Source organism: Pseudomonas promysalinigenes, assembly GCF_014269025.2.
In the GTDB taxonomy this organism is placed as follows: domain Bacteria; phylum Pseudomonadota; class Gammaproteobacteria; order Pseudomonadales; family Pseudomonadaceae; genus Aquipseudomonas; species Aquipseudomonas promysalinigenes.
In genome coordinates, this window is sequence record NZ_CP077094.1 from 1,027,246 (window position 1) to 1,048,857 (window position 21,612).

Sequence of the window (21,612 nt, forward strand, 5' to 3'; positions counted from 1 at the left end):
CCGGCCTCTGCACGGCGGTTCATCGCTTGGATGAACTGGCTGCCATAGAGGCCGGAGCCGACGACGAACCTGTTACAGCAGCTCGAAGCTCTTCTGCTGCACGGCCTCTGAATCCAGCCCGATCTGGACATTGAACTCGCCAGGCTCGGCGACCCGCTGCAACTGGCCATTGTAGAACTTCAGATCATCTTCGCTGATGGGGAAGGTCAGGGTTCGCGACTCACCAGCCTTGAGCATCAGTTTCTGGAAGTTCTTCAGTTGCTTGACCGGGCGGCTCATCGATGCCGAGACATCCTGCAGGTACAGCTGCACGACGGTCTCGCCATCACGCTGGCCGGTATTTTTCACGGTGATCTTGGCTTGCAGCGTATCGCCTCGCTTGAGCTGGTTGCCAGACAGGGACAGGCCCGACAGCTCGAAACTGCTGTAGCTCAAGCCGTAGCCGAATGGGTACAGCGGGCCGTTGGGCTCTTCGAAGTACTGCGATGTGAAGTTGCCTGGCTTGCCGGGAGTGAATGGCCGACCGATGCGCATGTGGTTGTAGTACATCGGAATTTGCCCTACCGAACGAGGGAAGGTGATGGCCAGCTTGCCCGATGGGTTGTAATCGCCAAACAGCACGTCGGCAATGGCGTTGCCACCTTCGGTGCCGGAGTACCAGGTTTCCAGGATGGCATCGGCCTGGTCACGCTCCCAGCCAATCGACAGGGGGCGGCCATTCATCAGCACCAATACCAGCGGCTTGCCTGTGGCCTTCAGAGCCTTTATTAGCTCGCGCTGGCTAGCCGGAATTTCCAGGCTCGTACGGCTTGACGACTCATGGGACATCCCACGCGACTCGCCAACCACAGCCACTACTACATCGGACTGCTGGGCAGCCTTGATCGCTTCGTCGATCATGACGCCCGCAGGCCGTGGGTCATCGACGATCTCCGGGGCATCGGCGTTGAGGAAATTCAGGTAGTCGACGATTGCCTTGTCACCAATGATGTTGGCGCCTTTTGCGTATACCAGCTTGGCCTTGCCCTCCAGAGCACGCCGCAAGCCCTCGCGCACGGTGACAGAGTGCATCGGCTTGCCATCGGCGTACCAACTGCCGAGCATGTCATTCGGGGCATCTGCCAATGGGCCGACCAGAGCGACTGTACCGGCTTTTTTAAGCGGCAGAGTCTGGTTGCGGTTCTCCAGCAATACCAGGCTGCGCCGGGCCACGTCACGGGCAGCTGCGCGGTGCAGGCGGTCTTCGGTGTAATAGTCCTTGAGGTCGTTTTCGGCTTTGGCAATGCGCAGGTAAGGGTCTTTGAACAGGCCCATGTCATATTTGGCGCCGAGCACTTCGCGCACGGCCTGGTTCAGTTCGTGTTCTGTCACTTCGCCAGACTTCAGCAGCCCGGGCAGTTCTTTGCCATAAAGGGTGTCGTTCATGCTCATGTCGATGCCGGCCTTGATCGCCAGCTTGGCGGCTTCGCGGCCATCTCGCGCCACACCGTGGCGGATCAGCTCCTGGATGGCGCCGTGGTCACTGATGGTCACACCTTTGAAGCCCCACTGCTTGCGCAGCAGATCGTTCATCAGCCAAGTGTTGGAAGTGGCCGGGACACCGTTGATCGAGTTGAGCGCCACCATCACCCCGCCAGCGCCCGCGTCGAGCGCGGCGCGGTAGGGTGGCAGGTAGTCGTTGTACATCTTGGGCAGGCTCATATCGACGGTGTTGTAGTCACGTCCGCCTTCCACAGCGCCGTACAAGGCGAAATGCTTGACGATGGCCATGATGCTGTCAGGGTTGGCCGGGCTGCTGCCCTGGAACGAGCGCACCATGACCTGGCCAATCTTCGAGGTCAGGTAAGTGTCTTCGCCGAAGCCTTCGCTGGTGCGCCCCCAGCGCGGGTCGCGGGCGATGTCGACCATGGGTGCGAAGGTCATGTCCAGCGCATCGGCCGAAGCTTCGATGGCCGAAGTGCGGCCGACCTTGGCGATCGCGTCCATATCCCAGCTAGCCGCCAGGCCCAGGCTGATCGGGAAGATCGTGCGTTCGCCGTGGATGGTGTCGTAGGCGAAGAACATCGGAATCTTCAGGCGGCTGCGCATGGCAGCGTCCTGCATCGGCCGGTTCTCGGGGGCGGTACGCGAGTTGAAGGTGCCACCGATGCGCCCGGCCGCGATTTCTTCGCGGATCTTGTCGCGGGGCATTTCCGGGCCGATGCTGATCAGGCGCAACTGGCCGATCTTTTCGGCCTCGGTCATCTGGCTGATCAGATGGTCGATGAACGCCTGCTTGTCCTGCAGGGGAGGGGCGGTTGGAGCGGCAAGCGCCGCCTGGCTGGCAAGGGCCATGGCCAGGCCCAGCAAAGACAGTTTCATCATCGATTCCATAATCGAGGCCTTGGCCGTATCCGGAGCGGTACGCGCGTGGCCGAAGTTTTCAGGCGGCTATTGTTGTACGATTCGCCGGTAATTCATCCAGCGGCGGATTATGCCTGAAAGTATCGGTCGCGGATGAACACCCCAATGCCGGGATAAAAACTATAAAAACGCTGACGAGACCCAAGGCATGACCCTGCTCAACGAATACCAACGCCGCCAGGTGGCCGAGGCGATCGCCCTGGCAGAGCGGCGCACCGATGCGCAACTGGTGACCGTGCTGGCGCGCCGTGCCGATGACTACGCCTATCTGCCGTTGTTCTGGGCCGCTGTGCTGGCCCTTGCCACCCCGGCGCTGTTGAATTGGCTGGTGGGCTGGCCAGGCTTGCGTGGGTTGCTGGTGGCCAACGTACTGCTGTTCATCGGCTTGTGCGTGCTATTGCGCCAGCCACGGGTGGCTGCATGGCTGACTCCGACAGCCTTGCTGCGCTGGCGCGCCGCGCGCCTGGCGCACCAGCAGTTTCGGGAGCAGAACCTTGAGGGTACGGCCGGCGCCACGGGGGTGCTGATCTTTGTCGCCGAGCAGGAGCAGCATGTAGAAATCCTCGTCGATCAAGGGGCAGCCCCTTACCTGGATGCCAAGGTCCGCGCAGTGTTGGTGGCGCGCCTGACTGAACAGGTGCGTCAAGGCCATACCTTGCAGGGTTTTGTCGAATGCATCGAGGCTTGTGGCGAACTGCTGGGCAAACACCTGCCGCGCACCCACCCTCGTAATGAACTACCCAACCACCTGGTGATTCTCGACTGAACTGGCGGCTAGAGGGGTGTAGAATGCGCGGCATCGCGCAATGCGCCCCTTTTTGTAACCTGAGGCACCTGTTTTCCATGTCTGCCAGTAATTGCGCGCCCGCGGCGCCCGATGCACGCGCCCAGTTTCTAGACCAGCTCGATGCTGCCCTGCGCACCAACTCATTGGTCAAGTTGGTGCTGGCGCGCCATGTCGGGGCCGACCCGACCTTGCAGCGCATCATTGCCAAGCCGCTGCAGGTCAAGGGGCAAGAGCAGCTGTCGCTGGTGTATCGACACCAGACGCGTGACATCACTCGCAACCTGCCAATCGATCAGGCTCAGGCGCTGATAGCGCAGCTGTTGCCAGAGAGCTTTCGCAATGCCCACTTGTTCGACGCTCACGGCGAAGTGCAGCTGACCTTCAGTAAAAAAGGCAAACCTATGCTCCAGCGCCACGCGGCGCAGGCTCCGCGAGAGGTGGTAGCCAAGGCTGAGCATGACCGCCAGAAGAAACGCTATCTAGAGCTCTCGCGGCCTTTCCTGCGCGACCTGGGGGTGACCGATGCTCAGGGCGCGCTGATTCCGTCGATGTCGCGCAAGTGGAAGCAGATCAACAAATTCATCGAAGTGTTCGATCACGCCCTGGCCAATGCACCGGTGCTGGCGGCGCAGCCGCTGCGCGTCGCCGATTTCGGCTCTGGCAAGGGCTACCTGACCTTCGCCATGCATGACTTCCTGCGTAATACCCAGGGCCGCGATGCGCAGGTAACCGGTGTGGAGTTGCGCCAGGACATGGTCGAGCTGTGTAACGCCGCCGCTCAGCGCCTGGAGCATTCGGGCCTGGAGTTCCAGTGCGGTGACGTTCGCAGCGTTGTGCCCGAGGCAATCGACGTGATGATTGCCCTGCATGCTTGCGACATCGCCACCGACTATGCCATTCACACAGGCATACGCTGCAACGCTGCGATCATCATGTGCTCACCGTGCTGCCACAAGCAAATCCGCCCGCAGCTGCACAGCCCGGGGCTACTGCAACCGATGTTGCAATACGGGCTGCATCTGGGGCAGCAGGCCGAAATGCTCACCGACAGCCTGCGCGCGTTGTATCTGGAGGCGTGTGGTTATGAAACCAAGGTGTTCGAGTTTATCTCCCTTGAGCACACCAACAAGAACAAGATGATTCTTGCGGTGAAACGTCCGCAAGTGGGTGATAACACGGCATTGTTGGAAAAGATCGGGCAGCTCAAAGCGTTTTATGGGGTGCAGGAGCATTGCCTGGAGACGTTGTTGCAGGCCGATAAGCTTCTGTGATTGCCACAACCACATCTTAGCCAGTCGCAATCAACGTTCAGCGAACCGCTGACGGCCCTTCGATCGCCAACCCTTCCATACCCAATGGATGCGTAGTCGCATCGAAGAAGTACAGCCGCGTCCCCGGCATGTTCCCGAACCGGTCGACGAAATGCTGCTTCTGGTTGAGCACAGACGCTTCGCTCAGCGGCCGGACAGCGATCGACAAGTGACTGGGCTGCGCCTGAACGATGGCTTCGAGCAAATGCTTGTCGCTGCCGTCCAGATGCTGCCCGAACAGGCACAGGCCCTGTTTCTCCTGAGCCAGTTGCCCCAACCCCCAGGCCAGATAATCGGAGTGGCGGATGGCGCGCATCTTCTCGTCGCTGCGCTCTTCGTTGACGAACAGCGGCACTTCACCGGGAATGTTCACGGCGAAGCCTTCGAGTAATTCTGCACTGTCGGCGCTGCGCTGGCGGGTGCTGCCATCGGGCAGCTTTAGCAGGTGCAGGCCGCCATGCAGGTGCAAGACTCGAATGCCCTCGCTGCTGGTGCGGCGCACGTCGAAAAAACCTTCCTCGTCGAACAACGCGGCAAAGCCCTGCGGGTCATGTTGTATCGCCCAAGGCAGGATCAGGTCGTAGTTGCTTGTGTAGACGCTGCGATACTCGCGCAGGGCCTGGTTGATCGATGTCAGGGTGGCGGCGGGTACCAAGGCCCAAGGCAGATGCACGGTGCGGATCGCGTGGATCAACCCTTCCTTGATCGAGTAGTAGCGGTTCAACGGCGCAGTGGAGTTGATGGCCAGGGCTGCGTTGGCGCGTACGGTGTGATTGAGAGTGCTCAACACCGGCTCGAACAGTTCGGTGCCCAGCGACTTGAACAGCGCCTGATCGCTAATCGCTAGGCCCTTCTTGCGCCCAGCGCGCTGGGCTTGTTCGTACAGTGAAAAGTAGCCGAACGGCTTCCACAGCGCACGACTGGCACCGTTGCCCAGCAGCAATGCAGTGCAGGGGTGGCGCTGGTTGAGATCAGGCCAAGCGGCGAGGTGGGCGTCGAGAGTTGGCATGGGCAATCCATTCGGTGAGGCGGGAAACGGCCAGGACTTTAGCACGACATATGGGCGCTGAGCGCGGGCGCCGTCGGGGGCTGGCGCAACAACGAAAAAAGGAGCTCGAGGCTCCTTTTGACAGCGATGACGTTGTTGGAACGCCATGCGAGGATAGCAATGTTTGGAGCGGGTAGAGGGAATCGAACCCTCAACTAAAGCTTGGGAAGCTTTCGTTTTGCCACTAAACTATACCCGCATTCGCGATGCACTTTTTACCAGAACCTTCCTTGAAATAGAAGCCCGCGTTCTAAAAAAGCTGATCGGCGCCCCATCTGTGCGGGTGTCGAACACAAGGCGCCGATACGCTCAAATAGCCAATGCATGCTGCCCCTGGATGTATGCGCCAGCGCGTGGGCGGGTTTCGCGCGCCGTGGGTTTGAGAAAACCTAGCAAGGCGTCGCGGGTATCATCGCAGGCTGACTTGCTTTCCATATCCAAAAAATGCCCAGCGTCGCGGATGACGCTGAACTGGCTATTGCCGACGTGTTTGCCGAATTCTCGGGCATCTTGCACCGTGGTGTACTCGTCGCGCTCGCCGTTGATGAACAGCACCGGGATGGCGATATTGCGGGCGCCGTGCAGTGCCCGTTGCAGGTCGCGCTGCAACACTTGGTTGATGTGGAAGTGCATCTGCGCATACTCGTGGCTGTCCAGGCTGCTGACGTGCCGGAAGTTGAAGCGCTTGAACAGTGACGGCAGGTACTTGCCGATGGTGTCATTGACCAGGTTGCCGACTTGGTAACGGTCGCAGGCGGCCAGATACTGGCAACCCCGTTCCAGGTAGTCGCGCATCGGCTCGTTGATAACTGGCGAAAACGAACTGACCACGGCCTTTTTCACCCTGCGCGGCTGGTGCGCCAGCGCCAGCAGGGTGCAGGCACCGCCCCAGGAAAAGGACATGACGTGGTCGCACTGGAACCGCTCTATCAGCTCCAGCAGTATCTGCGCCTCGTCCTCCTTGCTGATCAGCCGCTCTTGGCGGTTGTGCGGCTTGGACTTGCCAGCGTATGGCTGGTCGTAAAGCACTACGTTGAATTGTGGGTGCAGATTGCGCACGGTCTGGGCGAACGAAGCGGTGGTGGCCAACGACCCATTGATCAGAATGATCGTCTTTTCGGCCGCGTCCGCGCGATAGAACTCCGTGTAAACCCGATACTGACCTTGGATATCAAGTACAGCGATTTCTGGCCTCATGTCATCGACTCCTGGCGCAAAAAGGGTAATCGCGTCACCTAGGGTGCACGTTCTTTATGACAGGTAGGCATTCGCCTGAGTAAATCGGGGGGCCCTGTGTCGATCCTTGGCACACGTGTCGACGATGTTGTTCTGGTGGGCAATTGCCGTGCCCCAACGCATCGAGGCGTAGGGTGGCCGGCAAAAGGTGTCAGGAACTGCAGGCGTGACTGGTTGGTCACTCGCGGACTGACAAGGATGGAGTCAAGCAGTGAGGCAGACTTCGCGCAAGTGCTCTTCGCGCGAATTTGTGACTTCAACCGCTCAGCGGTCGTATGCCGATGTTATGGCATTCACACCGAGGCGATTTCGTCTGCAGTCAAAGCCCTGTATTGGCCGGGCTGTAAGCTCGGATCGAGGCGAATCGACCCCATGGTTTCACGGTGCAGGCCGACGACCTTGTTGTCGAAATAGCCGAACATGCGTTTGACCTGGTGGTAGCGCCCTTCGACGATCGCCAGCCGGGCCAGGCGTGGACCCAGGATGTCCAATCGCGCGGGCAAGGTGGTCAAGTCTTCAAAAGCGAAATAAAAACCTTCCTGGAATTTGCCCACATAGTGGTCGCCAATCTCGCCTTCGGTATGCACCAAGTACTGCTTGGGCAGCTTGGTGGCTGGCTGGGTCAGGCGCCGCGACCATTGGCCATCGTTGGTCAGAATCATCAAGCCTGTGGTATTGAAGTCCAGACGCCCGGCGATATGCAGGCCCTCGCGCAAGGCTTCGGGCAGCAAGTCGAGCACGGTGCGATGTTGCGGATCTTGGGTCGCACTGACGCAGCCTATAGGCTTGTGCAGCATCAGGTAGCGGGCGAGGTGGCCGCCTTGCAGCAACTGCTCGTCGACCTCAACTCGGCTGAATTCACGGACCTGCGCCTTCGGGTCGGTTACCACTTCGCCGTCCAGGCGGACACGGCGCTGCGCCAGCAACATGCGCACTTGCTGGCGGTTGTAGCAGGGCAGGTTGGCAAGGAATCGGTCGAGGCGCATGGTGGCTGCGGGAAAAAGGCGGCAGTTTAGCGGTTTTCATCGCTGCGCGGGGCAGCCTTTGAGGCCAACTGATCCTCTACGGCAGCACAGCGTGGGCACAGGCAGGCTTTGTTTCGCAGTTCGGCTGGCAGAGCTTGGAGCACCGCCGGATCTATACTCACGCCGTAGCACCAACAGGCCTGGGTGGCGCTGCGTGGGTCGGCCAGGCTGCAGTGGTTGAGTGCACCGCAGGCAGGGCAAAGCTGGCTTTCAGTCATGACCGCTTTCCGGTGTTTCACTGCAGACGCAGTTGCGACCGGACTGCTTGGCACGGTAGAGGGCACGGTCGGCGCGGGTCAGCAGGGCGTGCAGGGAGTCGCCAGGCTGCAAGGCGCTGACGCCGATACTGGTGGTCAGGCGCAAAGGGTTTTCTTCATAGTTGAAGGTCAGTTGCTCGGTACGGCGACGGATCTTCTGCGCCACTTCCAGCGCCTGCCTGCATTCGGTTTCACGCAACAACACGATGAACTCCTCACCCCCCCAGCGGCAGAGTATATCCGACTGGCGCAGGCTGCCTTGCAGCACGTTGGCGAACTGACGCAGCACTTCGTCGCCTGCCAGATGACCATGGGTATCATTGAGCACCTTGAAATGATCGAGGTCGATCAACAACGCGACCAGCGGTGCGCAATTGCGCTGAGCATCTTTTAGCGCTTGTGCAGCCAGAACATCGAAACTGCGCCGGTTGGGCAGGCCGGTGAGGCTATCGAGGGTGGCTAGCGCCTCGGTGCTGGCGCGATGCCGCCTGAGCATGCCGTTGAGCAGGCACAGTACCACCAGGGTGATCATCGCGCAGATGACCAGGTTCAGGTACAGCGAGTGACGGATGTGATCCAGGGTGCCGGTTTCACGTTTGTCCACCATCAGATACCAGCCCAGCTCAGGCAGCTGCCGCACATTGAGGAAGTGGCTGTGGCCCTCGCTGTCGTTGTATTCGTGGCTGCCTTCGGCAGGCGTCGGGCGTAGTGCAAGCAACGCTTTTAGGTCGGCATTGTCGGCCAGAGGTTGGCCGACCTTCAGGTCATGGGGCGCACCGTGGGAGCCGGTTAGGATGACCTTCCCTTGGGCGTCAGTGAAGAATACCGAGCGTTGATAGCGAAGCTGATAGTTGTCGATGAGTTTGATCACCGCGTCCACGCTCAGGCCAACCCCGGCAGCGCCGATGAAGCGCTGCTGGTAATCCAGGACGCGGTAGTTGATGAACACGGTCAGGCTATCCTGGTTCGCCATGTCCACGTCGACGTTTATTTCATAAGGCGCTTGCATCTGGCGCAGGCGGAAATACCAGGCATCGCGCCAGGTACCGGGCACCACTTGCTTGAGCACGCCCTTGGCCTGGTAATAGGTGAGGCTGCGGTCGGAGACGAAGAATGATGTGAAGATATCCTGTTTGCCCATGACCTCGCCGAGGTAGCGGGTGATGCGCTGGGTATCTTGTTCACCGGCCAGCACCCAGTCACGCAGGAAGGTGTCCTGGGCCATCATCGAGGCGATCAGCACCGGGCGTATGAGGTCTTTCTGGATTTCCGAGTAGACGGTGTCGGAGGTCAGTGGCAGTTCAGTGTTGACGATGCCGTCACGAATCGCGCTGCGCGAAGCGAAGTAGCTGATCAGCGAAGTGGCGAGAAAGCCACAGGCCAGCAACAGCAGTAGGGCCAGTATCAGCGAGCGCTGTGATAACAGGGCGGAGCGTGAAGGCATGATCTTCCCATGATGTGTGCCGAGGCGCTCATTCTAGTGAGATGAATGGCAAATGACTGCAAGTTTTTAAGGGCCATATTCGGTTGTATCAATTTGTTGCCGAAATGGCACTGCACGCCTCCGAGGCTGTCTGAATCTGTGTCGATGAACGCATTGTGTCGACGCTCGTCAGCGCCGCTGTTCGGGCACCCCAGCGGTCCAGGAGGCCGCCATGTCCTATCGAATTCTGTTGATCGCCCTGTTGGGGTTGATGACCACTGCCTGCGCGCCCTATTACGAAGGCGGCGAGTATTACCGATCCGATTATTACACCACTGACCGCTACGCAGCGCCGGGCTATTACCGTTACGACCGTTATTATGTAGCGCCGCAGCCACGCTACTACTACCAACCTGCGCCTCGCTACTACCGCCCGGTGCCTGCGCCGCACTATCGGCCCGGTCCACCGCCGGGGCTGAACCAGTGGCATGGCAACCCGCGCTACGATTATGGCAACCGCCAGCGCAATGATTACGGGCGAGATCGCGACCGCTACGATTATCGCGATGGCAGTCAGCGCTACCAAAACGACCGCTGGCACTCCAACAACCGCGGCGACGACGGCCGCAGGCCAGCTGGGTGGCGCGGCGGTGATCGCAACTGGCAGCGCTGAGGCTGTCACGCATCGAGGTCTTGCAGTGGGTGGCGCCCCTCCCACACCTTGGCGAAATGCGCCTCGACCACCGCTGCGGGCACTTGTGCAACGTCTGGCCAGTGCCAGCGCGGCTGGTTGTCCTTGTCCAATAGTCGGGCACGCACGCCCTCGCTGAATTCCGGATGCCGGCAGCAATTGAGGCTGATGCCGTACTCCATCTGAAACACCTGAGCCAATGACAGGTGGCGTGCGCGGTGCAGTTGTTCCCACACCAGGTGCGCCGTCAGCGGGCAGCCTTGATCCAGGCGCTGCCCGGCGTCGGCCAGTACCGGGTCGCTATGGTGCTTGAGGCCCTGCAACGCCCGCCAGGCGGCTGCGGGGTCTGCCACATCAAGCAGTGAGTCCAGCTCCTGGCGCCGCGGCAACCATTGCGCACTCGGCAACTCGGCCCAGGCGCGATGCTGCTCTGCCTTGAGTAGGCTATTGAGTTGTAGGGCGGTCTGCTCTTGCCAGTTCAGTTGGAGCAACTCTTCGATCAATGACTTTTGCTGTTGTTCGCCGAAGAAACGGTCAGCCAGACCCAGGTCCAGGGCATCTCGGGCGTTGATTGGCGCTCCTGTCAGCCCTAGGAACAGGCCGAGCTTGCCGGGCAGTCGGGCGAGGAACCAGCTGGCGCCAACGTCCGGGTACAGGCCGATGCTGATTTCTGGCATCGCCAGGCGGCTGCTGGGTGTGACGATACGTACTCCAGCGCCTTGCAGCAGGCCCATGCCGCCACCCAGCACATGGCCGTGGCCCCAGCACAGCAACGGTTTGGGGTAGGTGTGCAGCAGGTAGTCCAGACGGTATTCGGCCGCGAAGAAGCTGGCGGCCAGCGGCGGTACACCGCCGGGGTGCGCGAGACAGGCCTGGGCCAGCGCTCGCACATCGCCGCCGGCGCAGAACGCCTTCGCGCCGTTGCCACGCAACAGTACGCAGACCACTGCAGGGTCGCGGGCCCAACGGTGCAACTGTTCGCCGAGCACTTCGATCATCGGCAGGTCGAGAGCGTTCAGCGCCTTGGGCGCATCGAGGGTGGCGATGCCGATACGGGCGCCATCGACGCCGGTTAGTACCTCGCAATGAATGGCCATGGACTACCTCGCACACGTGATCTTGCAAGTATGGCCCGGATGGCTGAGCGTGCCGGTCGTCGGTCGGATCGATTGACAAGCCCAGGTAGCTTACCTAGTGTCGCGCCATTGTTTACGGATGGCCGCCATGACTGAAGACGATCGCATCAAACTCGAACCCAGCTGGAAGGCTGCCCTACGCGCCGAGTTCGACCAGCCCTACATGCAGCAGTTGCGTGAGTTCCTGCGCCAGGAGCACGCAGCCGGCAAAGAGATCTACCCGCCGGGGCCGTTGATTTTCAACGCGCTCAATACCACCCCGCTGAGCCAAGTCAAAGTGGTGATCCTCGGCCAGGACCCGTACCACGGCCCCGGCCAAGCCCATGGCCTGTGCTTCTCGGTACAGCCGGGCGTACCGGCACCGCCGTCGCTGGTCAACATCTACAAAGAGTTGCAGCGCGACCTGAACATCCCCATCCCTAATCACGGCTACCTGCAAAGCTGGGCCGAGCAGGGCGTGCTGCTGCTCAATACCACCATGACGGTCGAGCGCGCCAATGCAGCCTCGCATGCCAAGAAGGGTTGGGAGCTATTTACCGACCGAATCATCCAGGTAGTCAGCGAGCAGTGCCCCAACGTGGTGTTCCTGCTGTGGGGGGCACATGCCCAGAGCAAGCAGAAGCTGATCGACGGCACCAAGCACCTGGTGCTCAAGTCGGTGCATCCCTCGCCACTGTCGGCATACCGCGGTTTTCTTGGTTGTGGGCACTTCAGCCGTACCAATGCCTTTCTCGAACAGCGCGGCATGGCGCCTATCAACTGGGCATTGCCGCCACTGTGAATACCGCCCGGGGCTGCCAGGCAGCCCTTACGGACGGGCCTTTACCCAATATCTGAACAATGGCTCTGCCAGAAACAGCACCAGCACCAGCCGCACCACCTGCAGCGCCGTTACCAGCGGTACCGACAGTTGCAAGGTCTCAGCCGTAAGGCTCATCTCGGCGATGCCGCCTGGCATCATTCCCAGCGTCAGTGAGCGCAGGTCAAGTTCGGTCATCATACTGAGCACCCATGCAGCGCTGCCGGCAATGGCCATGCACAGCGAAGTGGCAAGCAGTGTACGGCCAAGAAAGTACGGTGCGCGGCGGAAAAACGCCCGGTTGAAGTGGCATGCCAGCCCGCTGCCGATCAGCCACTGGCCTACCTGGCTGGCGCCATCGGGCAGGGCGATCTGCAACGTACCTATAAGGCTTATCGAGGCGGCCACCAGCAGAGGGCCGAACAGCCAAGGGTTGGGTTGACGCAGGCGCTGCCACACAAAGCCCATGCCCACACCCAGCGGCACGATCAGCGCCAGCCAGCCCCAGCTGACACTGGCGGTGTGGTTCAGTGGCACGCCATCGCCTAGCAGAAACTTGAACAGTGCCGGCACGCACAGCACCACCGTCAGTACCCGCAGGCTCTGCGCTGCAGCCACTTGGCTGAGCACAGCACCGTTGCGCGCGCCAAGGTTGACCATTTCACCCGAACCACCGGGCATGCTGGCGAAGAACGCGGTGGCACGGTCCTCTCCGGTGCGCCGCAGCAGCCATACGCTGATGACGCTGGACAAGGTGGTGAACAGTGCGCCGAAGCAGATCAGTGCGAAGTGGCTGGCGACTTGCTCGATCACTGCCGGGGTGAAGTGCAGGCCTATACCGATACCAATGATGCATTGGCCGCATTTGCGGCCATTGGGTATTTCCGCTAGCTGCCAAGGCGTCAGGCAGCGCACCAGGATGATCGCCAGCAACGAGCCGACCATCCAAGGCAAAGGCCAGCCGACCTTGCTGGCGGCATAACCGCCTGCAAGCCCGACCAGCCCGGTGGCAACGAACAGCGGTACAGACCGATCAGGCATCGGCCATGGCCCGGCGCTGCAGGCTGCGTTTGCGCCAGATGCGCAGCAGCGGCAGTGCCAGCATGCAGCCCACCAATACCCAAACGCCCATGCTGATCGGGCTCGACCAGAGGATGCCCAGTTCACCGTTGGAGATCGACAGGGCGCGGCGCAGGTTCTGCTCCATCAGGCCACCGAGGATGAAGCCCAGCAGAATCGGCGACAGCGGGAAGTCCAGCTTGCGCAGGATGTAGCCCATGATGCCGATGCCGACCATCAGGAACAGGTCGAAGGTGGTGGCATGCACGGCGTACACGCCGATTGCGGTAATGATTGCGATCACCGGCACCAGCGCCCAGTTCGGCACGGCCAGAATGCGAGTGAAGATGCGGATCATCGGAATGTTCAGAATCACCAGCATGATGTTGGCGATGAACAACGAGGCGATCAGGCCCCAGACGATGTCTGGCTGTTGTTCGAACAGCAGCGGGCCTGGAGTGATGTTGTACAGGGTGAGCGCGCCGATCATTACCGCAGTAGTGCCCGAGCCGGGCACGCCAAGGGTCAGCATCGGTACCAGCGCACCGCAGCAGGATGCACCGATAGCGGTTTCCGGGGCCGCCAGGCCGCGGGCATCACCCTTGCCGAACTTGCCCGATTCACCGGCCAGCCGTTTTTCGGTCATGTAGGCAACAGCACTGGCCAGGGTTGCACCGGCGCCTGGCAGCACGCCCATGATGAAGCCCAGCAGGCCGCAGCGGATGTTGACCACGAACACCGACGCCGCTTCCTTTAGATTGAACAGCATGCGCCCGGTGGCCTTGACCGCTTCGTGGCCATGGTGGGTTTTTTCCAGCAACAGCAGGATCTCGCTGACCGAGAACAGGCCCAGTACCAGCACCACGAACTGGATGCCATCGGCCAGGTGCACACTGTCGCCGGTGAAGCGGTAGACGCCGCTGTTGGCATCGATACCGACGGCCGACAGGAACAGTCCGATCAGTGCGGCGATGAAGGTTTTTAGCGGCTTGTCACCGGCCATGCCGCCCAGGGCGACGATGGCGAACACCATCAGCACGAAGTACTCCGCCGGGCCAAAGGCGATCGCCCACTTGGCCAGAAGCGGGGCGAACAGCACCATGCCGCAAGTGGCGATGAGCGCGCCGATGAACGAGCTCCAGGCCGACAGCGACAGAGCCACGCCGGCCAAGCCCTGGCGTGCCATTGGGTAACCGTCCAGGGTGGTCATCACGGTCGAGGCTTCGCCGGGAATATTCAGCAGGATCGAGCTGATCCGGCCGCCGTACTCGCAACCCAGGTAAACGGCAGCTAGCAGGATCAATGCAGACTCCGGCGGCAGGCCCAGGGCGAAAGCGATTGGGATCAGCAGCGCCACGCCGTTGATCGGGCCCAGGCCTGGCAGCAAGCCGACCACGGTGCCGATCAGCGTGCCCGACAGGGCGGTGACCAGGTTGTAGGGGGACAGGGCGACGCCGAAGCCCTGGCCCAGGTAGCTCAAGGTATCCATGTGTCAGTTCTCCAGTACGCTCAGCAGGCCAAGGGGCAGGGGTACGTCCATGACGCGGTCGAACAGCCAGTAGAGGAAGACGCTCATGCCCACCACCACCAGGGTGCTGTGCAGCCAGCGGCCACCGTACAGGCGGGCCATGGGGATGCCGACCAGAATGGCGCTGAGGATGAAGCCCAGTACTTCGAAGGTGGCTGCGAACAGCACCAACAGGCCGACGCAGCAGGTGATCTTGATCAGGGTTTGGCGGTCCAGCTCTGGTTCATCGTCCTTGCGCACGATGGGGGTCGGGCGGATGGCCAGGTACAGCAAGCCCAGGCTCATCAAGCCGAGCATCAGCAACGGGTAGGCCCGGGGCCCTACCGGCTCGTAGGAAAAAGCGGCCTGATAGGGCCAGGCCATCACGGCCAGGATGGCGCACAGCGCCAGCAAGACCACGGCGAAGAGGCGTTGCAGGATCATGTTGGAATCCTCGGGAATGTTCGACGCGACATAGACCCTGTGGGGCTGGGTTGACCTGCGAACCAGTGCCGCGGGGAGTGCTTTACGGGTCAACCTGCTGCCACCAGGGTCGAGTTACAGCTCCAATCACTGAACCAGGCCGAATTCCTTGGCCAGTTTCTTGTACTCAGCCACTTGGTTCTTCACATAACCGTCCAGCTCCGAGCCGGTCATGGCGAACGGGAACAGCTCACGCTGGTCACGCAGCTTGGCGAAGTCTTCGGAGGCCAGCATCTTGTCGAACGATTCTTTCCACCAGGCGTATTCCTCGTCGCTCACCTTCGGGCCGAGGTAGAAACCGCGCACCACTGGCCAAACGATGTCGTAGCCCTGCTCCCTGGCAGTGGGGATATCTTTCATTTCTGGCTCGTCCAGGCGGTTTTCAGAGAACACGGCGAGGATGCGCATATTGCCGCTCTGGATGTGCGGCATGGAGTCGGAGATGTCGGTGGAGCCAACCTGGATATGCCCACCCAGCAAAGCGGTGGCGATTTCACCGCCGCCTTCAAGGGCCACGTAGCGCAGGTCTCGCGGGTTGATACCCGCTGCTTTGGCGATCAATGCGGTTTGCATCCAGTCCTGGCTGCCGACGGTGCCGCCAGAACCGATCACGACCTTGCTCGGGTCCTTTTTCAGCGCCGCGACCAAGTCGTCGAGGCTTTTATAGGGCGAGTCGCTTTTCACTGCGATAGCGCCGTAGCTGGTGCCGACGGCGGCCAGCCACTTCACCGCGTTCTCGTCAAAGCGGCCGAACTTGCCCTGGGCCAGGTTCAACAAAGAGCCACTGGACCAGGCGACCAGGGTGCCGGCGTCGGCCGGGCGCTGGGCGACCACCGCGTTGTACGCCACCGCGCCGACACCGCCAGGCATGTAGGTCACACGCATCGGCTTGCTGAGGATTTTTTCCTGCACCAGGGCGCTCTGCGCCAGCTTACAGGTCAGGTCGAAGCCACCGCCTGGGGAGGCTGGGGCAATGCACTCGGGGCGTTTGGGCTCGGCGGCCAGAGCGTTACCGGCCAGCAACAGGCAACCGGTGGCGAGGGCGAGGCGGCGCAGGGAAAAGGTCATCGTCAGTCTCCGTGAACATTGTTGTTTTGAATTACCACAGGGCTACGCTGTAGCTCACCAGTACCCGTACTTCGTCCGCATCACGGGCGAAATTGGAGCGGAAGGTGGCGTTGCGCAGGCGCACGGCGACGTTTTTCAACGGGCCGGCTTGTACCACGTACTTGATTTCGCTGTCGCGTTCCCACTCCTTGCCCTCGCCACCAGCGGCGCGGCTGACGTTATCGCCATTGATGTAGCGGGTCATGAAGCTCAGGCCTGGAATGCCCAGGGCGGCGAAGTTGTAGTCGTAGCGGGCTTGCCAGGAGCGCTCGTCGGCATTGGCGAAGTCGTTGATCTGTACAAAGTTGACCAGGTAGGGATCGGCGCCGTCGATGTAGGGGAAGGCGCTGTCGCCCGACAGCTGCTGCCAGGCGGCGCTGACTTTGTGCCCACCCAGGCTATAGCTGAACATGGTGTTGAAGGTGGTGTTGTCAATTCGCCCGGCCTTGGCCGCCCCTGCGTCGTCACTGATTGCCAGGCGTACGTCGGCGGCGAGGGCGCCCGGGCCCCAGGGCTGGGTGGCGAGCATGCCGATGAAGTGCTGGCGGTAGATGTCATCGAGCTGCGCGAAGTGGTAGCTGCCGGTGATGCGGTCGGAGAACTTGTAGTCAAGGCCCGCCAGATCGAGGTTGTCGGCGCTGAACGAACCACCGAAGCGGCCGTTCTTGTTGTTCAGGGCAAGGTCTTCCCAGTTGGTATCGTTGCGGTCCTTGGCCTTGTCCAGGCGCCCACCGGTGAAGGTCAGGCCCTTGATCTCCTGAGAAGTCAGCAGGCCGCCTTCGAAGGTTTGCGGCAGAATGCGCCCGTCATTGGGCTGCAAGGTCGGCAGTTCAGGGATGAGAGTGCCGATCTTAAGCTCGGTCTTGGAAACTTTGACCTTGCCGGTCAGCCCAAGCTTGGAGTATTCGTTGGCGGCTTTGCCGTCATCGTGGGTCGGCAGCAGGCCGGTGTCGGTGCGGTCGGGGCTGGAATCAAGCTTGATGCCCATCATACCCAGCGCATCCACGCCGAAGCCCACCGTGCCATCGGTGTAGCCGGACTCGAAGTTGAGCATGAAACCCTGGGCCCATTCGTCGCGCTTGGATTGCTGCGCACTGGTGCCGTCGCGAAAGTCGCGATTGAAATACATGTTGCGGGTTTCAAAGGTCGCCGTGCTGTCTTCCAAGAAGGCGGCCTGGCTGAGCGGAGCAACACCGGCAAGTGCAAGAGCGCTGGCGATGGCAGAGGGGCGCGGGGACAGGGAACGGCTAGGCGCGAACGCCTTCGGCTGCAATGACAGCATCGAGATGACTCCGTTTATTGTTCTTATTCGTTGCACCTTACTGGTGCTTTTTTCGGCGCATGGAGCGACCGTAGTGCGATGCTAGGCAACGAACCTTTCGCTAACCTTTCAGCGTGAAAGGTTTGTTCGAAGGGCTTCACAGGGTTGCCGACAGCGGTAAACTCCGCGCCACCGCCCCACCCGAGCAGGGAGAATCCGATGCGAGTACTGCTGGTCGAAGACCACCTGCAACTGGCCGAAAGCGTTGCCCAGGCCCTCAAGAGTCACGGCCTGACGGTGGATGTGCTGCATGATGGCGTAGCTGCCGACCTGGCCTTGGCCAGCGAGGAGTACGCCGTTGCCGTGCTCGATGTGGGCCTGCCGCGCATGGACGGTTTCGAAGTGCTGGCGCGCCTGCGCGGCCGTGGCAAGACTGTACCGGTGCTGATGCTGACAGCGCGCAGCGATGTGAAGGACCGTGTGCATGGCCTGAACCTGGGGGCGGACGATTACCTGGCGAAACCTTTCGAACTGACCGAGCTCGAGGCCCGGGTCAAGGCATTGCTGCGGCGCAGTGTGCTGGGTGGTGAACGCCAGCAACGTTGCGGGCCATTGGTTTACGATCTGGACACCCGACGCTTCAACCTCGGGGACGACATTCTGACGCTGACCTCTCGTGAGCAGAGCGTGCTCGAGGCCTTGATCGCTCGCCCCGGCCGGGTGATGAGCAAGGAGCAGTTGGCGGCGCAGGTCTTTGGCCTGGATGAAGAGGCCAGCCCAGACGCCATCGAAATCTACGTTCATCGCCTGCGCAAGAAGCTCGATGGCTACCCGGTCGCCATCGTCACGTTCCGGGGCCTGGGTTATTTGCTTGAGCATCGTGATGCGCAGTAATGGCAGCCTGCGCGGGCGGCTGCTGGGCAACCTTGCGCTGCTTCTAGTGGTATTGATGCTGGCCAGTGGCTTGAGCGCTTACTGGAATGGACGTGAAGCTGCCGATACCGCTTATGACCGGACCCTGCTGGCATCGGCACGTACCATTGCCGCCGGGCTTTCGCAGCGCGACGGCAGCCTCAGCGCCGATGTGCCTTATGTGGCCCTCGATACCTTCGCCTATGACAGCGCCGGGCGTATCTACTATCAGGTCCTGGACATCAACCAAAAGTTGATTTCAGGCTATGAGCACCTGCCACCGCCGCCGCCCGGCACGCCGCGTACTGACGACTACCCCGCACTGGCGCGCTTCTACGATGCCACGTACCTTGGCCAGGACGTGCGCGTGGTCAGCCTGCTCAAAGCGGTGAGCGAGCCGAACATGAACGGCATGGCAGAAATTCGCGTGGCCGAGACCGAAGAGGCGAGGGTACGCATGGCGCGCAGCTTGATGGCCGATACGCTGCTGCGTCTGGGCATGCTGGCGCTGGGCGCACTGGTATTGGTGTGGTTTGCCGTGAGTGCGGCGCTACGGCCGTTGGAGCGCCTGCGCACGGCGGTCGAGGAGCGTCAGCCTGATGACCTGCGGGCGCTGCCAGTGGTGCAGGTGCAGCATGAGCTGACGCCGCTGGTCGGTGCCCTGAACCACTTCACCGAGCGTTTGCGCGGGCAGTTCGAACGCCAGGCAAAGTTCATCGCCGAAGCTGCCCACGAACTACGTACACCGTTGGCGGCCCTCAAGGCGCGGGTCGAGCTGGGGCTGCGCTCGCAGCGGCCCGAAGAATGGCGGCAAACCCTGGAAACCGCCGCACAGGGTACCGACCGGTTGACTCATCTGGCCAATCAGTTGCTGTCGTTGGCGCGGGTTGAAAATGGCGCCCGTGCCATTGCCGAGGGCGGGGCACAGCGTCTGGACCTGAGCCAGCTTGCCCGGGAACTGGGGATGGCCATGGCGCCATTGGCCTATAACCGGGGTGTGGCTTTGGCGCTTGAGGCACCGGCGCCAGTGTGGCTGAAAGGAGAGCCAACTTTGCTCAATGAGTTGCTCAGCAACCTGGTGGACAACGCCCTGGCCCATACGCCGGCCAATGGCAATGTCATCATTCGTGTACTGGGCCCGGCGGTACTTGAGGTCGAAGATGACGGTCCCGGCATCCCCGAAGATGAGCGGGAACGAGTATTCGAGCGGTTCTACCGTAGAGGTGTGCAGGGCAGCGGCCTGGGCTTGGCTATCGTGGGTGAGATCTGCCGGGCTCACTTGGCGCAGATCAGCCTGCACGATGGCGAGAAGGGTGGGCTGAAGGTGCGCGTGAGCTTCATCGCTGACTGACCTTTACCGCTTGGGCAACCGCTAATCAGCGCAACATGCTGCGTGCTTCCAGCAGCTCTGCCACTTCGAGCTCCGTGCCGAACGGCAAGCCAAGGTGCTGGTAGGCAGGCAGCGCCGCCAGGGGCCGGCTGCGCCCGCGCTGGCTCAGGCACTTGGCGATCTGCACCACGTCGATGTAGTCGACCTTATCGGTGCGACGGTCCAGGTCCTGCACCTGGCTTGGTAGGTTCACCAACTGCTCGGGAAACTCCCACGCCGAGAGGATCTTGTCACCCAACACGGGTTGGATCTGCTCGATCACATAGTGCAGGCAGACAGGGTCGGACAGCAGTTCGTTGTGTTCTTCGGCATAAATCAGCACGGGCAGAGCGCCAATCTGGTTGACGAGCCCCCCGAGTGTCGCCTGGTCAGGCTTCAAGTGGGTGTATCTTCGGCAGATTTCATAGCTAACGCCGGCGATCTCGAGGCTATTCGCCCAAATATCTCGTAACTTCTGTTCAACGGTGGATGAGCGAGCATGGAAGATCTGCTCGATGACCAAGCCGATGGACAAGTTGCAGCTATAGTTGATGCCCAGACGGGTAATGGCAGTGTGCAGGTCAGTGACCTCTACCGCAGCACGCAGCAGGGGGCTGTTGACCACCTTGATCAGGCGCGCCGCCAAGGCGGCGTCGCGTCCTATCACTTTGCTCAGCGCGGCTACGCTGATTTCGGTGTCTTCGGCCGCCTCGCGAATGCTCAAGGCAACCTCGGGCAGGGTCGGCAGCACCAGGTCATCGTTCTCGATGGCAGCGAGCAACTGTGCTTGAACCATCTCGGCCAGCTTGTTCATGAACGTCTCAACGGCAAAGGGGGTGCACTGTTCAGCGCTGGATTTCCCGGTCGCGGTCCAACTCATACGGCAGGGTCAGCAGCTGCAGGCGTGGGCCTTCAAGGCTTCCCAGGTGCAAGTTGTCATCCTCTACCGCCTCCGCGCTCAGTACCGCCAATAGCTCGCACTCATTGCCAGCGCTGGCAGCCAGTACGACCTCGCCTACCGATGACCCATGGGTAGGCGAAAAGATTGGCGTAGCGGGGGCTGGAGCCTCCTGCTGAGCCAGTGCCAGCCGGTACTGGCGGCGCTTGAGCTTACCCAGATACTGCATGCGCGCGACGATTTCCTGGCCGGTGTAGCAGCCTTTCTTGAAGCTTACGCCGTCGACCGCTTGCAGGTTTATCATCTGTGGGATGAAAAATTCACGGGTCGGGCCCATGACTTGGCCGATACCGGCGCGGATCTGGCCCAGCAGCCAGTCGTTCAGGCAGCCTTCGGGCAGCGTTGCAGCCAGCCGTTGGCGAACGTCGGCAGCCTGCGCCACAGGTATCCAGAGTTCGCTGCGCTCAGCCGAGACGGTAATGGCGATAAGGCCATCATGACGCACGGTGCTACCTGGCGCTGGCGGTAGGTCAAGCCCTAATGCCTGCAATGCGCCAGCGCCACCTTGCAGGCCGAAACGCGCCCAGGCGGCGCTCTCGTCTGTGAGGGTTGCCTTGGAAAATACTGCATACTTCTTGAGGTCGGCCAGTTGAGGCTCCAGCAACTCGCTGGCCATCGCCAGCAGGTAGCCATTGCCTTCGGGCAAAATCCGGAAGCTCGACTGCATGCGCCCTTTGACCATGCAGCGGGCGCCCAGGCTGGCGTACTCAAGGCTCAGATAACTGATGTTGCAGGTCAGCTGGCCCTGCAGGAACTTGCCGGCGTCGGAGCCGCGCACGGCGAGAATGCCCTCGTGGGACAGGGGGGTGAAGAAAGCGGAATCGGCCATGGGACATCGCAT

General features: G+C 61.3%; 20 protein-coding genes and 1 tRNA gene. 6 read left to right on the forward strand and 15 right to left on the reverse strand.

Annotated elements, in window-relative coordinates; translation table 11 throughout:
* Positions 1 to 72: 72 nt before the first annotated feature.
* Positions 73 to 2,364, reverse strand: a complete 2,292-nt coding sequence (bglX, locus tag HU725_RS04815) for a beta-glucosidase BglX (protein ID WP_186477547.1) — start codon at positions 2,362 to 2,364, stop codon at positions 73 to 75.
* A 187-nt stretch (positions 2,365 to 2,551) separates the two neighbouring features.
* Here bglX and HU725_RS04820 point away from each other — a divergent pair, with 187 nt between their 5' ends.
* Complete coding sequence (locus HU725_RS04820; RefSeq protein ID WP_186477548.1) at positions 2,552 to 3,169, forward strand: TPM domain-containing protein; 618 nt, start codon at positions 2,552 to 2,554, stop codon at positions 3,167 to 3,169.
* 77 nt (positions 3,170 to 3,246) lie between these two features.
* Positions 3,247 to 4,461: a class I SAM-dependent methyltransferase gene (locus tag HU725_RS04825; protein ID WP_186477549.1), complete on the forward strand. Its 1,215-nt coding sequence runs from the start codon at positions 3,247 to 3,249 to the stop codon at positions 4,459 to 4,461.
* Between the two features lie 37 nt (positions 4,462 to 4,498).
* Here the strand turns inward: HU725_RS04825 and HU725_RS04830 are convergent, their stop codons facing one another.
* The 6 genes from HU725_RS04830 to HU725_RS04855 form a co-directional block, all read right to left on the reverse strand.
* Positions 4,499 to 5,509: a DUF4917 family protein gene (locus HU725_RS04830; protein WP_186477550.1), complete on the reverse strand. Its 1,011-nt coding sequence runs from the start codon at positions 5,507 to 5,509 to the stop codon at positions 4,499 to 4,501.
* Positions 5,510 to 5,673: 164 nt separating this feature from the next.
* Positions 5,674 to 5,747 (reverse strand) — tRNA-Gly (locus HU725_RS04835).
* 110 nt (positions 5,748 to 5,857) lie between these two features.
* Positions 5,858 to 6,745 (reverse strand): alpha/beta fold hydrolase, encoded by an 888-nt coding sequence (locus HU725_RS04840; RefSeq protein WP_186477551.1) that lies wholly within the window; start codon positions 6,743 to 6,745, stop codon positions 5,858 to 5,860.
* A gap of 332 nt (positions 6,746 to 7,077) precedes the next feature.
* Entirely contained in the window at positions 7,078 to 7,770 is a 693-nt protein-coding gene (locus HU725_RS04845; RefSeq protein ID WP_186477552.1) for a pseudouridine synthase, read from the reverse strand.
* 26 nt (positions 7,771 to 7,796) lie between these two features.
* Complete coding sequence (locus tag HU725_RS04850) at positions 7,797 to 8,027, reverse strand: cysteine-rich CWC family protein (protein ID WP_060479686.1); 231 nt, start codon at positions 8,025 to 8,027, stop codon at positions 7,797 to 7,799.
* Positions 8,020 to 9,510 (reverse strand): sensor domain-containing diguanylate cyclase, encoded by a 1,491-nt coding sequence (locus HU725_RS04855; RefSeq protein WP_186477553.1) that lies wholly within the window; start codon positions 9,508 to 9,510, stop codon positions 8,020 to 8,022. The genes HU725_RS04850 and HU725_RS04855 overlap by 8 nt, the downstream gene beginning before the upstream one ends.
* 211 nt (positions 9,511 to 9,721) lie before the next feature.
* Here HU725_RS04855 and HU725_RS04860 point away from each other — a divergent pair, with 211 nt between their 5' ends.
* Positions 9,722 to 10,162: a hypothetical protein gene (locus HU725_RS04860; protein ID WP_186477554.1), complete on the forward strand. Its 441-nt coding sequence runs from the start codon at positions 9,722 to 9,724 to the stop codon at positions 10,160 to 10,162.
* 5 nt (positions 10,163 to 10,167) lie between these two features.
* Here HU725_RS04860 and dspII read toward each other — a convergent pair whose 3' ends face one another.
* The gene (dspII, locus tag HU725_RS04865; RefSeq protein ID WP_186477555.1) at positions 10,168 to 11,277 is read right to left on the reverse strand and encodes an enoyl-CoA hydratase/isomerase DspII; all 1,110 of its coding nucleotides are present in this window, start codon (positions 11,275 to 11,277) and stop codon (positions 10,168 to 10,170) included.
* A 127-nt stretch (positions 11,278 to 11,404) separates the two neighbouring features.
* On the opposite strand from dspII, the gene ung reads away from it, so the two are divergent.
* Positions 11,405 to 12,097 carry a uracil-DNA glycosylase gene (gene ung, locus HU725_RS04870; protein WP_060479682.1) on the forward strand — a complete coding sequence of 231 codons (693 nt, stop codon included), beginning with the start codon at positions 11,405 to 11,407 and terminating at the stop codon, positions 12,095 to 12,097.
* A gap of 27 nt (positions 12,098 to 12,124) precedes the next feature.
* Here the strand turns inward: ung and HU725_RS04875 are convergent, their stop codons facing one another.
* The 5 genes from HU725_RS04875 to HU725_RS04895 form a co-directional block, all read right to left on the reverse strand.
* Complete coding sequence (locus HU725_RS04875; RefSeq protein WP_186477556.1) at positions 12,125 to 13,156, reverse strand: AbrB family transcriptional regulator; 1,032 nt, start codon at positions 13,154 to 13,156, stop codon at positions 12,125 to 12,127.
* A complete protein-coding gene (locus tag HU725_RS04880) occupies positions 13,149 to 14,663 on the reverse strand; it encodes a tripartite tricarboxylate transporter permease (RefSeq protein ID WP_186477557.1) in 1,515 nt (504 codons plus the stop codon). The genes HU725_RS04875 and HU725_RS04880 overlap by 8 nt, the downstream gene beginning before the upstream one ends.
* Positions 14,664 to 14,666: 3 nt before the next feature.
* Positions 14,667 to 15,125, reverse strand: coding sequence for a tripartite tricarboxylate transporter TctB family protein (locus tag HU725_RS04885; protein WP_060479679.1), 459 nt, complete (start codon positions 15,123 to 15,125; stop codon positions 14,667 to 14,669).
* Positions 15,126 to 15,251: 126 nt separating this feature from the next.
* The gene (locus HU725_RS04890) at positions 15,252 to 16,232 is read right to left on the reverse strand and encodes a Bug family tripartite tricarboxylate transporter substrate binding protein (RefSeq protein ID WP_186477558.1); all 981 of its coding nucleotides are present in this window, start codon (positions 16,230 to 16,232) and stop codon (positions 15,252 to 15,254) included.
* Positions 16,233 to 16,263: 31 nt separating this feature from the next.
* Positions 16,264 to 17,553 (reverse strand): OprD family porin, encoded by a 1,290-nt coding sequence (locus tag HU725_RS04895; protein WP_186477559.1) that lies wholly within the window; start codon positions 17,551 to 17,553, stop codon positions 16,264 to 16,266.
* A 198-nt stretch (positions 17,554 to 17,751) separates the two neighbouring features.
* On the opposite strand from HU725_RS04895, the gene HU725_RS04900 reads away from it, so the two are divergent.
* Positions 17,752 to 18,426 carry a response regulator gene (locus HU725_RS04900; RefSeq protein WP_186477560.1) on the forward strand — a complete coding sequence of 225 codons (675 nt, stop codon included), beginning with the start codon at positions 17,752 to 17,754 and terminating at the stop codon, positions 18,424 to 18,426.
* Entirely contained in the window at positions 18,416 to 19,795 is a 1,380-nt protein-coding gene (locus tag HU725_RS04905; protein ID WP_060479675.1) for a sensor histidine kinase, read from the forward strand. Before HU725_RS04900 ends, HU725_RS04905 begins: the two co-directional genes overlap by 11 nt.
* Positions 19,796 to 19,820: 25 nt before the next feature.
* Here the strand turns inward: HU725_RS04905 and HU725_RS04910 are convergent, their stop codons facing one another.
* Both HU725_RS04910 and ygfZ read right to left on the reverse strand, forming a co-directional pair.
* On the reverse strand, positions 19,821 to 20,627 hold the full coding sequence (locus HU725_RS04910) for an HDOD domain-containing protein (protein WP_186477561.1): 807 nt from the start codon (positions 20,625 to 20,627) through the stop codon (positions 19,821 to 19,823).
* A gap of 31 nt (positions 20,628 to 20,658) precedes the next feature.
* On the reverse strand, positions 20,659 to 21,600 hold the full coding sequence (gene ygfZ / locus HU725_RS04915; protein WP_186477562.1) for a CAF17-like 4Fe-4S cluster assembly/insertion protein YgfZ: 942 nt from the start codon (positions 21,598 to 21,600) through the stop codon (positions 20,659 to 20,661).
* Positions 21,601 to 21,612: the final 12 nt, after the last annotated feature.

Excerpts from the sequence above, each read along its gene's own strand:
- HU725_RS04905 (WP_060479675.1), top strand. The coding sequence starts at position 18,416 with ATGCGCAGTAATGGCAGCCTGCGCGGGCGGCTGCTGGGCAACCTTGCG.
- HU725_RS04855 (WP_186477553.1), bottom strand. The coding sequence starts at position 9,510 with ATGCCTTCACGCTCCGCCCTGTTATCACAGCGCTCGCTGATACTGGCC.
- dspII (WP_186477555.1), bottom strand. The coding sequence starts at position 11,277 with ATGGCCATTCATTGCGAGGTACTAACCGGCGTCGATGGCGCCCGTATC.
- HU725_RS04880 (WP_186477557.1), bottom strand. The coding sequence starts at position 14,663 with ATGGATACCTTGAGCTACCTGGGCCAGGGCTTCGGCGTCGCCCTGTCC.
- HU725_RS04895 (WP_186477559.1), bottom strand. The coding sequence starts at position 17,553 with ATGCTGTCATTGCAGCCGAAGGCGTTCGCGCCTAGCCGTTCCCTGTCC.
- HU725_RS04890 (WP_186477558.1), bottom strand. The coding sequence starts at position 16,232 with ATGACCTTTTCCCTGCGCCGCCTCGCCCTCGCCACCGGTTGCCTGTTG.
- ung (WP_060479682.1), top strand. The coding sequence starts at position 11,405 with ATGACTGAAGACGATCGCATCAAACTCGAACCCAGCTGGAAGGCTGCC.
- HU725_RS04840 (WP_186477551.1), bottom strand. The coding sequence starts at position 6,745 with ATGAGGCCAGAAATCGCTGTACTTGATATCCAAGGTCAGTATCGGGTT.
- HU725_RS04830 (WP_186477550.1), bottom strand. The coding sequence starts at position 5,509 with ATGCCAACTCTCGACGCCCACCTCGCCGCTTGGCCTGATCTCAACCAG.
- ygfZ (WP_186477562.1), bottom strand. The coding sequence starts at position 21,600 with ATGGCCGATTCCGCTTTCTTCACCCCCCTGTCCCACGAGGGCATTCTC.
- HU725_RS04825 (WP_186477549.1), top strand. The coding sequence starts at position 3,247 with ATGTCTGCCAGTAATTGCGCGCCCGCGGCGCCCGATGCACGCGCCCAG.
- HU725_RS04900 (WP_186477560.1), top strand. The coding sequence starts at position 17,752 with ATGCGAGTACTGCTGGTCGAAGACCACCTGCAACTGGCCGAAAGCGTT.
- HU725_RS04850 (WP_060479686.1), bottom strand. The coding sequence starts at position 8,027 with ATGACTGAAAGCCAGCTTTGCCCTGCCTGCGGTGCACTCAACCACTGC.
- HU725_RS04860 (WP_186477554.1), top strand. The coding sequence starts at position 9,722 with ATGTCCTATCGAATTCTGTTGATCGCCCTGTTGGGGTTGATGACCACT.
- HU725_RS04885 (WP_060479679.1), bottom strand. The coding sequence starts at position 15,125 with ATGATCCTGCAACGCCTCTTCGCCGTGGTCTTGCTGGCGCTGTGCGCC.
- HU725_RS04845 (WP_186477552.1), bottom strand. The coding sequence starts at position 7,770 with ATGCGCCTCGACCGATTCCTTGCCAACCTGCCCTGCTACAACCGCCAG.
- bglX (WP_186477547.1), bottom strand. The coding sequence starts at position 2,364 with ATGATGAAACTGTCTTTGCTGGGCCTGGCCATGGCCCTTGCCAGCCAG.
- HU725_RS04875 (WP_186477556.1), bottom strand. The coding sequence starts at position 13,156 with ATGCCTGATCGGTCTGTACCGCTGTTCGTTGCCACCGGGCTGGTCGGG.
- HU725_RS04820 (WP_186477548.1), top strand. The coding sequence starts at position 2,552 with ATGACCCTGCTCAACGAATACCAACGCCGCCAGGTGGCCGAGGCGATC.
- HU725_RS04910 (WP_186477561.1), bottom strand. The coding sequence starts at position 20,627 with ATGAACAAGCTGGCCGAGATGGTTCAAGCACAGTTGCTCGCTGCCATC.